A 15,131-nucleotide genomic window follows, 5' to 3' on the forward strand; every position below is an offset into this window, starting at 1 on the left:
TGAAATTATGAAACGCCTTTGAAGTAATATACCCGGATTTACTCCAAATAAAACAAAAATATTACTTTTCTGTGACATTTACTAAATTCTTGTAACAATTACTTGATAAAAGACACCAACCGGAGTAGCTGGTTTTTGTTATGTATTTAGCCTGTCTTTGTCTCGCATTCTCTAAAGGGCGTAATGCTTCGACGATGTCACATAGATCCTCAATGCTGCCGGTAGCCATACCTACCATCTGTATTGCAGTGCCTGAGTCTGGGGCGCATAAGAAAGCAATGTTTCAAGTGACAGGTAGTCTTCAGGGAAACCGAAGCTGAGGAAAGACAGCCCTGACTCTATGTCATATTTTCAGCGAGTGATAATGTTCCGTTTACAATGATGATATCCACCAAGTTCGGAATCCTCTGTGAAAATATGATTTTGACCGGATTACTCCCAAAGGTTCTTGAAACATTGATATAATCAAACTCTTTCTCCTGCAGTGCCAACGAACGGATCAGCCTTGCCGTACCCAACCACAGGAATAAAGCCACAATTACACTGAACTTCCAAATATCATTATTTCCAGCAGTCCCCAAATTGCCCCTGTGTAAAAAATCATGAATATTTACCTTTTGAGATAAAAATACGAAAGCCGTATCCGTTAACCATTGAGGTTTCTGGATACGGCTTATTCATCATTGTATTTCTCATATGCTTTGTTCATAATTTTCATTTGAAAAGGAACTGTAATAGTTAGTAAAGTTATAATTACAGAAATTAAGCCCAGAGCATTGCCTATCGAAATCAAATCAGAATTAACAATCCAAATCTCTAGTTTCTTGATAATTTCATTATCGCTTTCTTTATTAATAATCTTAGTAATGGAACCAAGAACAAATGCAACAAAAATTAAATATATTGAAAAGTGAACCATAGATAAAATAAAATATGCTACTTGGTGCTGTAAATTCATAAATGGGGATATCTCTATGAAAGTGAAGCTCTGATTTTCTATAGTCGTCTCGCTTTCATGTGGAAACATAATTTTAAGAGAAACATAAAAAAGGAAGTTTACTAAGCCTAAAATAAATGCAATAACTAGACTTATATAAGCCAACAACCCGATTAACGTTATAACTGACAAAAGTACATTGCTATCACCTATATTAACGAAAATAAATATAAAAAATAATCCACTAACTTGAATTATAATAGAACAGATAAGTACACACTTGCACAGCAAACTCCAATCATTATGATAAAGAGTTTTATTATCACGCACAGACAAAATAATAGAAATTAATATAGCAGTGTTAATAATATAGAATATTTCTAATCCAAATATAAAAACTAATGGATATAGGGTAGTTAAAAGTATAAAACTCATTTCCGCACTGCCAAATTTTCTAATCCACGACAACCTGTTGCCTTTTATAAATCCATTTGAAATTCGTTTAAAATGTAGAGAAATTTCAATCACTCTTCCTTTTATATATCATCACATTTCTTCTATTTTTACTGATTAACTATAACCACTTATAAGTTGCTATAAAAATACAACAATTCTTCGATGCCCTTAACGACATCATCCAAACTGAGTTCCAGTTGAGATCCCACTCTGTTGTTTCCTTAACATGAATATACCAGCCATTTTCTGGCTCACCTACCTCCGATATCGGTTATCCCTCTTCTCCAGTGCCGTCACTTCACTTTCATTAATAAAAGCGGTAATCGACTGGTAGAGGTCTTAAACGATTCAAAAAGACTACTTGTCGAATACAATAAGATATGTATGCATTTCGTGGTCTATCAGAAATGCTTCTATTTCTAAAATGGCAATCCGTAAAGCCAGTGCTTTCGGATAACCTAAGATTCTGGTCGAGATGAAGGGAGATGAGATCGATTCATAACAGAGTTGATGGGCAAGTTTCTAGGGAGTTGCGGTAACAATTCCATAACATAGCTTCTTCATTATTAGCACCACCTTCCCAAACTGGTCCCACCGTATGGATGATAATGTCAGCAGTCAGCGGAAAAGAGTCCGTATATATCGCTTCTCCCACAGCACAATGGCCAATACGGTCGCATTCCTCTTGTAATGCTTGAGGTTCCGTTGCACTGAATATGGACCGCATATACTTGGCCCATTTTCAGGCCAGAGTTCGTAGCGTTGATAATTGCATCGTTTTCATTTTCGTGATGTCATTTTGCATGATTTCCAGTGGCATGTATGCCTCCTTTCAGATGTTTTAGAACTTTCACAAACTAACTTATTTTGAACCGTAAACCTTTACTCCGGCACATACGCATATACCTTGCCTTCATCAGACATCTCTACTAGTATCTCAGACGGAATTTCTTGAACTGCAGCATGTTGCTGGCTGATCTTTAATGGAGCAAGTTCTTTTAAGCTCTCCAAGTTCCGGTATTTCATGGCTTTTATGCCGAAGTTGACCTTCACTTTATAATTTTCTTCAATGCTTCTGACTTTTTTTTCAATATTGTTGATAATTGAATTGTTTTCAACAATCAAATCCTCTAAGGCTTGAGATTTAACATTTACTTCCTGATGATTTCTTATCGTGCTTAAATAAGGCTCGTAACATTCTTCAATAAATTTCACGTTTAAAAGGACAAGTTCTTGTTTATTGTTGAACTGCTCAATGAGTTTTTCATACTCCCTTTTCACTGGAGCTTCACCCCATTTACGAATATTTTCATATTCCTTCAACTCTTCAATACTTGCTCCAATTGCTTTAAGATCTTTCATTAGAACTTTCAAATCTTGAAGAGTGTCTGCATAAAAATCTTCTATTTTATGGTCCTCCACTCCCCCAAGCGTGATGCCATTTCTCCGGAAACGTTCTATTACTTCTTTAAAATAACTAAATCTCGATTCGATTTTCCCAGCAAAGTCATTATTTCTATTTTGAATGATGACATCTAATTTTCTTTCAATACTTTTTAATGAACTTTGGATTTCAGCCAATTGTTGTTGTCCGACAACGGCTGTTAAGAGGCCAAAACTCGCGTGTGCAATCATTCCTGGATTAACTTTTTTCAATAATATTCCTTGCTTATAAATACCTTTTACGCCTTCTTTTTTTACGGCAGGGAGGTATCCTTTGCCGTCTACTCTTTCAATCAGAGTCATGCTCTTATCTTTCAAACCTTTTACAATCTCAGGGCTAAATTCCACCTTATACGTTTTATAATCTTCGATAATCATTAACCCAGCTGCAAGGGTCTGCTGGATGTCTGTCTTCAAAATTGCAGGTATTTCAATTTTTTTGTATTTGCTTTTTACCGTTTCTTCGTTTTGAACTTCTGTAACTTGTGGCATGAATTTTTCATAAGCATCTTCTTCTATAGCTAATTCATCGTTAATGATTTCTGCTCTACTTTCTTGACTTGGTGTTTTTTTAGCATCTGATGTGGTCACTTTTTTTCTACTAAGATAGATAAAAAGAACAATTAACAAAATCACCAAAATTGCTGCTATCGGAAAGAAATTTTCCACACTTTATCCCTCATCTCTTTTGAGCTTTTTGAATACGATTTATTTTATCATTGATGTTATTCACAAAGAGTTTAAAAGAGCTTTCCAGTTTCCTGAAAAGCTCTATTTTTTATCTATTTAATTCCAGCAGTTCCCATTTGGTCCCTGTGCGCCGCTCAATTATGAATACTTCCCTTTGTAATATAAATCCAATGGGAATTCTTTCTACTCCTGATTTACCCGTTTTCTTATGCAGGATTATTGTATGTCTTGAATTGTGTTCAACACAGGGAGGCGGTTTTAATAAATTGAATTGGGTTTGACACGGGGAGGCGATTTCTTCAGGCTTGTTAAATATTTCATTTTAAATAGACTTTATACCGTACCATGAATGATACTGTATTTTGGCTTTCTGATAAAACCTTAATGCATTTGGCAATTCATATTCTTCGAATTTCACCTTATCTCCTACATTTACAATTGTATTTAAAACTTGGTAAAAAGTATAATCCACTCCTATAAAGCATTCTTTAGGCTCTAATTCTTTTTCTAACTTGTGAGCAACATTTACTCCATGACCAATCGATATTAATTCATAATGCTTTTCGTTACCTATGTAAGTAATTACTGTATTTTTTCCGTAAACTGCAGTAAATCTGTACTCCGTTCTTTTTAAATCGTATTTATTTCTTAAAATTTGATCCATACTTAAAATTGCATTAAAAGCTGCCCTAATAGCTGAGGAACAAGCATTCTCTTTATAATCTGATTCGCCTTCAAACATACTAGTAAAGAAGTGAAAGCTTATTCCGTCTCCTGGAAATTTTTCCACAACCCCTCCCTTTTCGTATATAATATTGGTTAAATCATTAAAAATATTTTTCAATTTTTTTACATATTTTATAGAATCTCTTTTTCTCAAACTTAAAGTTGAACCAGCTAAATCAAATACACAAATAACCCCTGGCATTTCATCTATAGCATCTTTTGGTAAAAATTCTCTACTTAATTTAAGATCACTTTCTACCATATATTTTAGAATTGATTCATCTTCTCTTGAATTATTGCTTAATCTTTGATTCATAGATTTCCTCCTAAGAATGAATTTCGCTATAAAAAGAATATTACTGAAAATAATAAAATATGTCATCATTGGCTTCATTAATTTTTATTAAGAATTTTGGATATATTTAAGCGGTTTTCGCAAAGTCTTTATTTATGCTCTTCATAATTTTGATTGGATTTAAATAAAAGAGAGCGGTTCTACATTTCCTATTTTTACGTGGTCGAGCTTTTTTGGAATTAATATGAGAAAATACTGTAATGAGCTTTATAAGAAATGAGACGTACCTTGTATAAATTACAAAAGTACACAGCTTAATGTTGCATCTAAGTTAGAAAAAGATGTTAATACTCAAAAATGTTTTATCGGAATTGATTATAAATGCTTCAAGATTTCTAGTAAGATTACTAAAGCTTGTTGGGATAACTTAGAATTAGAATATTTTTCTTTATAAGATGACTTAAAAGATCAACAAGTAAGAAAGTTAAGTCATAGTTTATGGCATGAATTAATATATAAATTTTTTTAAAAAATAATAAATTACTTTTATCTAGGTGGTGTGAAATTGAATATTTCTGATCAAAAAAGACTTTACGACTACCATAAGCATAATTTGGTATACATTGGGGATTATATAAAATTTGCGGATACTAAAGCAGGAGTTGTGTTGAGCCTAAATTTATTATTAATTGGATTTTTTGCAAACGTAATAAAACAGAATGGTTTTAAAGGGTTGGATTTCACTCAGTATATTTTATTTATTGGGTTTTTTTCCTTATTAGTGGCAGTCTATATATTAGGATTTAATATTATTTGGCCAAGATATCCTACTTCCTCTCAATATTATATGTCCTGGGGAGGGATTGGTAATTTTCAACATGGTAGTTCATATGTGAGAAAAATTAATTCTCTTAACTACGAAGAATTTATAAATGAAATGGCAAATCAAAATCATAGTCTTGCTCAAGTTTGTATAAAAAAATATAAAAATTTAAAAACAGGATTCATCTTCACCATTATTGGAATAATAATTTGCGGTACTTGTTGGATATTAGGATAAATAAGAGCCACTGCATGTCAATATGCAGTGGCTCTTTTAGGAAGATTTTACTTCTTCATATAAATCCACCATTTTATTAGAATCATCATTAATGTAAACGCCAAACTTATCCCGAGCAATTATTTCGCCATTTGCATTTAAAATTTGACAAATCATATAGTGATGTCCGTTATATTTAGTGCTTTGTAAGCATTTATTATTATTGTTATAACTCTCCATTTCAAATTTTTCTATCTGTTCTGCTAAAGCAGCTTCTTCTCCACTGTTTTTTACAAACCATTTAATCTTATAATCTTCTTTTATGTTTTTATTTATTAGGTGAAATTCTATATCACATTTCTTATTTAAAGCACTTGAATTAGCTCTATATTCTTCTAAAAGATCACCTGTCTTCACAAAGCACTTAATTTCAAAATCTTTTTGTGAAGCGTATTTAAAACTTTTCTCTTCCGTTTTCGGCAAGAAGGTAAAACTATTTAGATACTTTTCCCAAGAGAAGACTCGCATTTGATAACGTTTGTTTAAAGTACTGTCTTGAATAACGTACTTCTCTTCTGAACGAATGCCATTACTTTGTCTTATTTTAAATTCAATAAATTCATCAGGTAAATCTAAATATGTCAGTACATTTTCCCCAATCATAATAGAATTGCGAGAAGCTTTAGATTGTAGTTTTGCCGCTAAATCAGTATGAATACTTGTCGACGTAACTTCCGATATTTCTTTAATTCCATATGTTGACCACAGAACCTGATGTTCGTCGCCAATATCAATCCCAACCCTTAGTTTCAAGGGCTCTAGATTATTCTTTTCAAAAAATTTGGTGAGTGTTGACTTGTTATAAGCTTGCATCATTGAAGCAGCATTTAAAGCATTTATTATTGCATCAGATTTCTTCATTTCTTTGTGACCAAAGTACGAAAAAATTGCATCGCCTTGCAAACGATGAATATGTGCGTCAAATACTTGAAATATTTCTATTGCTGATTCTAATATTGCTTTTTTATACAGTAATACCTTTTCTAGTGGAAATTTTAATCCTAACTTTGTTGAACCTGAAATATCTAAGAACATAGAAACCATATATTGATTTCTAGTTTCATCTTCTTTTAAATCTATAAAATCAGGATGAGTACCAATTTTATTAGAGAATGGCAATTTATTTTTACCGAATAATTCCGCTAAGTTGCTGCTAGACATATGGGAAGGGAGGTAACTTTCTGATATTAAGCTTTTACTAAAATATGTTGATCTTGCTTCCTTTTGTAATCCCTCACTTAAATGACTATAGAAAAGATTATCGAAAATATCATTCAAATTCTCCATAATTTCCCCCTACTTTAAATTTGTTTACTGAAAAAATTCAAACAATGTCTTCTTAATTACTTTCATTCCATAAATTATCCCCAAACTAATAATCGTAAGGAAAACAGTCTAGGTGGATAGATATTTTACATCAATTGCTATATTCAACTTAGCCAGGCTGTAAATAGCAATTCATTCCTAGCTGTTCTATAATTTTTTTGATATAGGTTAGCTGAAAACCTATAAAAAGTTTCTTGTGAACACTTACTTATTGGTTCTTTCCTAAGGAAACTATATGCACATTCATCCTTCAAGATCATTCAATGTAATATCACTCATTGCTCTCTCATGATAATAAGCTTCCATGTCTCGTTGATGTTCTTCATACTCTTCTCTAGTTAATTCGAAAAATTCTTGGTCAATTTGATGCATTATGCCAGGTATGAATTCTTCAAAAAATAATAGTGCTTTTTGAAAAGCAAATTTCATTCTCTGGAGTAGTATGTTTATATCGTCTCGTTCCAAGAGCAAAGAGTGGTGCATTAGTTTATTTCGATAACCGTTAACATATTCTATCGTACCCTTAAGATCTTCCTCTAAAGGTATATCACATAAGAATTCTAACCTTTCGAGTGCTTCCAAAAGATTGATAGTATTTAATTTATCGCCTTTTTCCACATCAAATACACTATATAAAGTATTTCTGTTTTTTCCAAATCCTTCACCAGGTTTCAACCCAACAAACTTCTTTCTCTCATTGTATAGCTGTTTTTTGGCTTCTAAATATGATTTTATGTCTTTAAATATTAAAACTTCACTCTTTGAAGATAAAACGTATTTAAACAATATTTCCATAGAATGATGAAAGAAAATTATTGAATCTTTTAAGTAATGATATGCAGTTTCTTCATGTAATTTATCGAAATTTTCTAATGCGTTTTTCGATTTTTTTAGTGAATCTAGTCCATTCTCTAATAAAGAAAATTCCATTATTACAACCCCTTCATACAAACATCCCCCGCATAAACCCTTTCTTCTGCTCCTCCAAAACCAGTAACTTCTCTTTTTCTTTTTCAACCTTAAGATTAAGCGAGGTTAAGTAATCACTTATTTTTTCTTGTTCAGCTAAACTAGGCATAGCAATATTCATTTCAAAAAAAGAAGAGTCTTTAATGCTGACACGATCATGTCTTGCTCCACTATCACCATGAGTATATATATGCTTATACCACCGAGAGCTTATAAAGAAATACTTTAGAAATTTAGAATCAATATCTTTAGTTTTAAAACAAAGGTACAGTGGTGAAACAATTCCATCATCTTCTAATTCATAAACATGAACCGGGCCATATGGAGATTCACTAGATATCCGTGGATTATAAACAAAGTCACCTTTAGAAATGACATAATAACCATCGATGTTAAGCTCATTAGCAATATCTTTTTTAAAGTAACTTCTCTGGGAAATCAAACCCTGCTTAGCTGAGTTAGAGATTACATTCGTAACTTTCATATCTTTATTCTTTTTTACTGTTTTCGTTGCAAATTCTTTTAACTGCTTTGTTTCCCACTCCGGATACTCCCCACCATCCTCACCCTTAAACCGCACTTCCTGCGAAAAAATCTTCTGCATCATACCCTTTTTAAACTGCACAAGTTTCTCAATTTTCTCTTGTTGCTTTTCTATTCTCTGTTCAATTAATTTAAAGAAAGAAGCCAGTTTTTCCTGTTCTGCAATTGAGGGTAACCTGACAAAAAAATTCTCAATATCAGATTTAGTTATATTAGGATCTTTTCTGCTACTAGCAGCCAGTCTCTTCCACTTCTCTACATTAAAATTCAAATAGCTCTGAAGAAAAAACGGACTAAATGAATTCTCTTTTGGAGTTAATGCAGAAATGGCTTGATTAGTAGTCCCAGTAAAACTAATTATTCCTGTTCTGCCTATCTGATTAAAGCCGCCATACATTGCTATTAATAGTGTATTAGCAGGCAACAGTCTTAGTGACGTTTCTTTCATTGCAACTTCAGTTACATATTCTTGTGTATCTTTAATTATTGAATTGTTTAAATCCATAGTTTTAACCCATGGAATACTGCCATTTCTAAAAAATTCATTTCTAGATCTTAGTGGTGTAAGTCCAGATGTGACCAATGCAATTTCTTTTATTTTCTTCTTACTCCAAGTATCTTCAAACCCACTAAATCTCAACTGAGGTACGTTCACTTAAACCAACCCCCAATTCCTTAAAATACTGCTCCAGCTCCCGATCAATCTCTTCAATCTCTTCATCAATCTCGTTCAGTCTAACCTGCACAGCCTCAAGATCTACCGCTTCTTCCTCAATGAAAGTATCAACATAGCGTGGGATATTCAGGTTATAATCATTCTCTTTAATCTCTTCCAACTTAGCTGCATAGGAATACCGTTCAATCGTTTCACGTGATTTATACGTATCGACAATCTTATCGACGTTTTCATCAGTCAGGTTATTCTGATTCTTGCCTTTTTCGAACTCGTTTGAAGCATCGATGAAGATGACGTCATCATCTGCTTTGCGGGTCTTTTTGAAGACCAGGACACAAGTCGGAATAGATGTACCGAAAAAGACATTAGCCGGCAAGCCGATGACTGCGTCCAAATAGTTCTTTTCTTCAATTAGAAACTGGCGGATGATACCCTCTGCCCCTCCACGGAACAGGACACCATGTGGCAAGACAACTGCCATCGTGCCGTTGTCGTCCAATTGATGGATCATATGCTGGACAAAGGCGAAATCGGCTTTTGATTTCGGCGCGAGTCGGCCATAATCGCTGAAGCGTTCGTCGTCCAGATATTTGGCGTCTGCGCTCCAGTTGGCAGAGTATGGAGGATTGGCTACGACCGCTTCAAAACGCATATCGACATGTTTCGGGTTTTCCAATGTATTGTCATTCTTGATGTCAAAATCGGTATAGCGCAAGTCATGCAGCAGCATGTTCATGCGCGCCAAGTTGAAAGTCGTCGTTGTCAGTTCCTGTCCATAGAACAAACGGACATTCGACTCTTTGGCAACGCGCAGCATCAATGACCCTGACCCACAAGTCGGGTCATAGACGTTCTTCAAGTTCGGTTTATCATGCGTAACGATTTTTGCCAAAATTTTTGATACTTGCTGTGGCGTATAGAACTCGCCCGCTTTTTTGCCGGCATTTGCCGCAAATTGTGAAATCAAGTATTCATAGGCATCGCCCAAGACATCGATATCCACATCATCGTGCAGGAACGGAATATCGTTAATGCTGAGGATGATTTTCGCGATCAGTTTTGAACGAGATTTCACATCACGCCCAAGTTTCGTTGACGTCAGGTCCATATCATCAAAAAGATGTTCGAAGTCCTGCTGGCTGTTCGTGCCCAGTGTCGATTCTTCAATCGCTTTGATTGATTTATGCAGAAGCTCTACATCAAATGTCCCTTTATCACCTTTTGGAATTTCAGTCACCATCGACGAAAACAAGTATTCCGGTTCGATGACAAATCCAATTTCTTCAAGCAACGCTTCAATCAGGCCTTCACGGTACTCTTCGTCTTTCCACGCATTTTCATATGAAATATTGTCTTCTTCCAATAGCTTCGCAATACGTGCTTCTGTCTTCTCTGACAGGTAACGGTAAAAGATCAAGCCCAGGATGTAGTTCTTGAAATCATAGGCTTCCATCTGGCCACGCAGGTCATTGGCCATCGTCCATAGTTTCTTATGCAATTCAGCCTGTTGCTGACGTTGTTTTTCTGAAGTTGTCATTTTATCTTGCTCCTCTTGTTATGAATATTTTCTTACATTGTCATAGATGAAACCCTTCAATGCCTGGACACGTTTGCGCTTTTCCTTGAAAGGTGCTTTGATAGCATCGTTAATTTCCTGATCGGGTGACACGCCGCTGAATTCGTATTCCTTCATGAAGTACTCCAGCTTTTCTTCTGCCACTTGCACTTTAACTGACATCGCCTGGATTTCCTTTTTGCGCCTCTCGTTTTCAAAGTCGTGGTATTTCTGGTCAACCGAGTCGTTATTAGTCAATATCGGTGCGACGCCTTTCAGGAACTCAAGCAACAGCTCCCGTTTCAGGCGCATGTCATCGCTTGAAGCTTCATTGACTTCCTTGATGGCACGGCGTACAGCTGTGTCGCGTTCTTGCTTGTTTTCGTAATTGATGTTGCGCAGCAGTTCCAATATATAATCGACGTTGATCCGATCGGTCTGGATCAATTCGATTTCAAAGTCGACGTCGTTAAGAACAGAAACCTGTAATTTTTCGCTTTTGCTGTTTTCATAAAGACGTAAATACTTGCTGCGGAAGTCTTTATAAGTCTGCTCACTGATGCCCATATCTGCCGGATTGAAATCAAACTCAACAAAGGTTTTAAGTTTCATCAAAATTCGTGTTAATTCACGGAAAGCGAGAGTAAACTCTTTTTCTGCTGTTTCTCCGACAAGTTCATCAACAGCGTCTGGTGTAGTGGCAATATCGAGCATTTCATCAAGCTGATCTTTAAAGTCTGCCAAGTACTCATTATACTCTTTCATCAGCACGGTGCCAGTGTCTCCCGTCTGAGAAAACAGCCGGACTGCTTCATCTGTTTTGTCTTTCAAATTGCGGTAACAGACGATATTGCCGTACATCTTTTTCGGCCCTTCGACACGATTGGTCCGGGAATAGGCCTGGATCAAGCCGTGATATTGCAAGGGGCGATCGACGTATAGCGTACTCAAGGTTTTGGCGTCAAAACCGGTCAGGAACATATTGACGATGATGAGCAGATCGATTTGTGCAGCCTTCACTTTTTTCGACACATCCGCAAAATAAGAAGACGTGTTATCGGTTTTGTGGTTGGTACCAAATTTTTTATTGAAATCGTCCATGACGCGTTCGAGTGCATGGCGGGAATGTTCCTGGTTATCGTCGCTGTCTTCATTCGTGCCATAGCTGTAGATGGTGGTGATCTTCAGATCGGTATCGAGCTTCTTGAAAGCGTCATAATACTTGATGGCTGCCGGGATGCTTTCTACAGCCAGCATGCCGGTGTATTTCTTATTATGGGTTTTATTGTGATGGATGCTTGAGATATGTCCAGCAATCAAATCAATTCGTTCATCCGCCATCCAAAGTTCCTGCCTGTCGATGCCCGGTACTTTCGTGACGTCATCGCCCAGTTCTTTTTCTTTGATGGTGCTGATGTATTCAACGGAGAAGCCAAGGACGTTACCGTCATGGATGGCGTCCTTGATCAAATAGGAATGCAGGCAGTCCTGGAACAAGTCGGAAGTCGTGCGTCCATCCTGGCTCTTGTTCGCGACGAATAACGGTGTTCCGGTAAAGCCGATGTATTGAGCTTTCTTAAAATGCTTTTTGATAAGGAGGTTCATATCGCCGAATTGGGAACGATGGCATTCATCGATGACGAAGACGACTTTTTCATTTTCATAAAGCGCCATGATATCTTTGTAGCGCTCGTTCTTCACGGCGTAAGCCATCTTTTGGATGGTGGTGATGATCAACTTTTGTTGGGTATTTTTCAACTGCTCGACTAAGACACTGGTTTTGGTCGTTCGGTCGACTGAGCCTTCCTGGAATTTATTGAACTCTTTCATCGTCTGGTCATCTAGGTCCACCCGGTCGACGAGGAAAATGACTTTCTTGATGTCTTGTTCCTGCGTCAGCAGTTCACTGGCCTTGAAGGAAGTCAGCGTCTTGCCGCTCCCGGTCGTGTGCCAGACGTAGCCGTTGTGGTTGCTGTGGATCACTTGCTCTAAGATCCGCTCCACGGCGAAAATCTGGTAAGGGCGCATGACCATCAGGTGTTTGTCAGTATCGTTGATGACCATGTATTTGGTGATGACGTTTTGGATCATCTTCCGTTCCAAGAATGATGCCGTAAAAGCATCCAGTTTGGTGATGCGCTTATTGGCGTCATCCGACCAAAAGAACATTAGGCTCTTCATTGGTTCCCGATCGGAGTTGGCAAAGTACTTGGAATCAACACCGTTGGATACCACGAAAACCTGCAGAAAGTTAAATAGACCACCGTAGGAATCTTTACGGTAGCGCATGATTTGGTTAAAGCTCTCTTCGAAATGGAGGCCACGTTTTTTCAATTCGACCTGCACAAGCGGCAAGCCGTTGACAAGCAAAGTCACATCGTAGCGGTTGGTGTAGCGCCCGACGACTGTCGTCTGGTGCGTCACTTGGAGATGGTTGTTGCTGTAGTTTTGGGTGTCCATCAATTGAAGGTAAAGTGTGCTGTCATCATCACGTGCAATCGTCTGTTTATCACGTAACAGCTTAGCGGATTCATAGACGCTCTTTCCTTCGATTGTTAGGAGCACGCGCTCGAATTCCTTATCAGACAAATTGGTGCCTTTAAGGTTTTCTTTATTCAACCGGTTCATTTGTAAACGGAAGTTTTCTTGTAGTTTTTTGATGGAAGGAATCGAAACTTTCTCATATCCCATTTGAGCAAGCTGCTCAATTATCTCTTTTTCCAGCTGTGCTTCGGACTGTGTTTGGGATTGATAAACCATGTGCCTGCCCCTTTCAAATTTCCGCAGTAATTTACATAATTTTACCACAAATTGATGTAATTTGATTATTTAACATTAATTTAATGGGTTTTATAACAAAAAAAGCAGACCCATTTGGATCCGCTTCTGTCATATTTTTATCGTCTAATTGTGAATTGAGTTCTTCTTTACCTAGAAAAATAATCCGTTGAAAGAATAGATTGTATGATAATAGACATATCCATATCTTTATGAAAAAAACGATTTTATATAAGAAATAAAAGCATAGTTAATGAAAAAACGATTAAAACGAAGATTGTTACTCTATAAACCGTCAACAAATTTAGAAAGTTTTTTTCTTCTTTCAAAATGAACTTGTTTTTGAGACTTTGATAATCCAAACCACGCAAAGATTGGCTAGAAACATAAATAGTATAATTTTTGAAGATCTCTAAATAATTGTCCAATTGATTTTTAATTTTATAAGAAATATAGAAGCTAAAACCTAAATAAGATAAATAAGATGAGATCAAGAAAATAATCACGATTCTGTTGCTATTATTATCTACTATCTGGGGAATAACACTTATAACAATCGCTGCGAACAACGTTAATAATAAATTTCTTAAATTATTTCCGATATCAGCAGTTAATTGAGAGACTTGTTTTGTAACAGAGAGTGTCTCATTTAAAACTTGATTCTTTTGTTCAATAAAAATTTTAATCTCATTTTGTACATATAATTCAAAGTGATGCTGTGCAGTTGAAAATACTTCATCAATTTGTTGATTAAGTTGTGAAATGGTAGAGAAATTATTTAAATATGTAGTTAATACATTTCTAATGATAAGTAACTTATCATAATGTCTTTTCTCATCTAATGTGAAATTGATAATATTAATAAATGTAGTCGTATTTAATTTTATATCTTCAAAGATTAATCTAATTTCCAGATTATGGTGTCCTTTAATCAAGTATATATTCTCAGGAAATTTAATTTTATTCGAAATTAAATTGAAAAATGATTCAACACATTTTTTATAGAATGGAATTAAAAATGAATTTACTTCTGTAAAATGCCAATAATGCGGTATTTGATAGTAATTATTAATATCTTTAGTGTCATACACAATATTTAATATTTTAAAGAGCTCTTTGTCAGTTGTTTCTATTAATTTCGATTCTTGATTCACTATATTATTTAATCCAGTGACGATTAAATAAGGATTTTCATATAAATTCGCATCGATATTTCCAATTAAGAAGAGTACATTTTTATACTCATTATTTCTAATACTAGTGAGTAAACCATTTGCTATATAATTTTCACAACTAAAAAATATAAAAGCATTAGAGATATTTCCATTAAAATAGCTAACTAATTTTTCTTTAGTTATTACTATTCTAACCTTTCCCTCATTAGTATCCAAATTTCCCTTATAAACATTTTCTATTTCACTTTCAAACTCAAATAAAGATTGAAAGGGAGTAGAATAATAAGTTATTGTATATTTAAAAAACTCTTTATCTATTAATAAATTTGGTAGCTTTTTGTCTATTTCTTCTAAATCTCCATACTCTAATATAAACTCCTCAGCATTATCGTGAACTATATTTTCTTTAAAAAGCTGTAAGTATTGGGTGAATTTTTCGACAATTGCCATAGACATTACAGCC

12 protein-coding genes are annotated in these 15,131 nt (G+C 35.2%); 1 reads left to right on the forward strand and 11 read right to left on the reverse strand.

Going from position 1 to position 15,131, the window contains the following annotated elements; genetic code table 11:
• Positions 1 to 338 precede the first annotated feature (338 nt).
• The 5 genes from AC4EHK_RS12900 to AC4EHK_RS12920 form a co-directional block, all read right to left on the reverse strand.
• Entirely contained in the window at positions 339 to 536 is a 198-nt protein-coding gene (locus tag AC4EHK_RS12900) for an ABC transporter permease subunit (protein WP_490979193.1), read from the reverse strand.
• 137 nt (positions 537 to 673) lie between these two features.
• Entirely contained in the window at positions 674 to 1,465 is a 792-nt protein-coding gene (locus AC4EHK_RS12905) for a hypothetical protein (protein WP_490979194.1), read from the reverse strand.
• Positions 1,466 to 1,889: 424 nt separating this feature from the next.
• A complete protein-coding gene (locus AC4EHK_RS12910; RefSeq protein ID WP_490979195.1) occupies positions 1,890 to 2,120 on the reverse strand; it encodes a macro domain-containing protein in 231 nt (76 codons plus the stop codon).
• Between the two features lie 155 nt (positions 2,121 to 2,275).
• Positions 2,276 to 3,505 carry a DUF1572 domain-containing protein gene (locus AC4EHK_RS12915; protein ID WP_490979196.1) on the reverse strand — a complete coding sequence of 410 codons (1,230 nt, stop codon included), beginning with the start codon at positions 3,503 to 3,505 and terminating at the stop codon, positions 2,276 to 2,278.
• A 343-nt stretch (positions 3,506 to 3,848) separates the two neighbouring features.
• Complete coding sequence (locus AC4EHK_RS12920; RefSeq protein ID WP_490979197.1) at positions 3,849 to 4,568, reverse strand: hypothetical protein; 720 nt, start codon at positions 4,566 to 4,568, stop codon at positions 3,849 to 3,851.
• A gap of 544 nt (positions 4,569 to 5,112) precedes the next feature.
• Here AC4EHK_RS12920 and AC4EHK_RS12925 point away from each other — a divergent pair.
• On the forward strand, positions 5,113 to 5,607 hold the full coding sequence (locus AC4EHK_RS12925; RefSeq protein WP_490979198.1) for a Pycsar system effector family protein: 495 nt from the start codon (positions 5,113 to 5,115) through the stop codon (positions 5,605 to 5,607).
• A 36-nt stretch (positions 5,608 to 5,643) separates the two neighbouring features.
• On the opposite strand, the gene AC4EHK_RS12930 is transcribed toward AC4EHK_RS12925, so the two are convergent.
• From AC4EHK_RS12930 to AC4EHK_RS12955, 6 genes are all read right to left on the reverse strand, one after another.
• A complete protein-coding gene (locus AC4EHK_RS12930) occupies positions 5,644 to 6,933 on the reverse strand; it encodes a nucleotide-binding domain-containing protein (protein WP_490979199.1) in 1,290 nt (429 codons plus the stop codon).
• Between the two features lie 282 nt (positions 6,934 to 7,215).
• The gene (locus tag AC4EHK_RS12935) at positions 7,216 to 7,902 is read right to left on the reverse strand and encodes a hypothetical protein (RefSeq protein ID WP_490979200.1); all 687 of its coding nucleotides are present in this window, start codon (positions 7,900 to 7,902) and stop codon (positions 7,216 to 7,218) included.
• Positions 7,903 to 7,915: 13 nt separating this feature from the next.
• Positions 7,916 to 9,139: a restriction endonuclease subunit S gene (locus AC4EHK_RS12940; protein WP_490979201.1), complete on the reverse strand. Its 1,224-nt coding sequence runs from the start codon at positions 9,137 to 9,139 to the stop codon at positions 7,916 to 7,918.
• Positions 9,114 to 10,697 carry a type I restriction-modification system subunit M gene (locus AC4EHK_RS12945; protein ID WP_490979202.1) on the reverse strand — a complete coding sequence of 528 codons (1,584 nt, stop codon included), beginning with the start codon at positions 10,695 to 10,697 and terminating at the stop codon, positions 9,114 to 9,116. Before AC4EHK_RS12945 ends, AC4EHK_RS12940 begins: the two co-directional genes overlap by 26 nt.
• Positions 10,698 to 10,715: 18 nt before the next feature.
• Positions 10,716 to 13,475 carry a type I restriction endonuclease subunit R gene (locus AC4EHK_RS12950; RefSeq protein ID WP_490979203.1) on the reverse strand — a complete coding sequence of 920 codons (2,760 nt, stop codon included), beginning with the start codon at positions 13,473 to 13,475 and terminating at the stop codon, positions 10,716 to 10,718.
• A gap of 245 nt (positions 13,476 to 13,720) precedes the next feature.
• Entirely contained in the window at positions 13,721 to 15,118 is a 1,398-nt protein-coding gene (locus AC4EHK_RS12955; RefSeq protein ID WP_308786697.1) for a hypothetical protein, read from the reverse strand.
• Positions 15,119 to 15,131 lie beyond the last annotated feature (13 nt).

Source organism: Planococcus sp. TJ-307 (assembly GCF_058268435.1).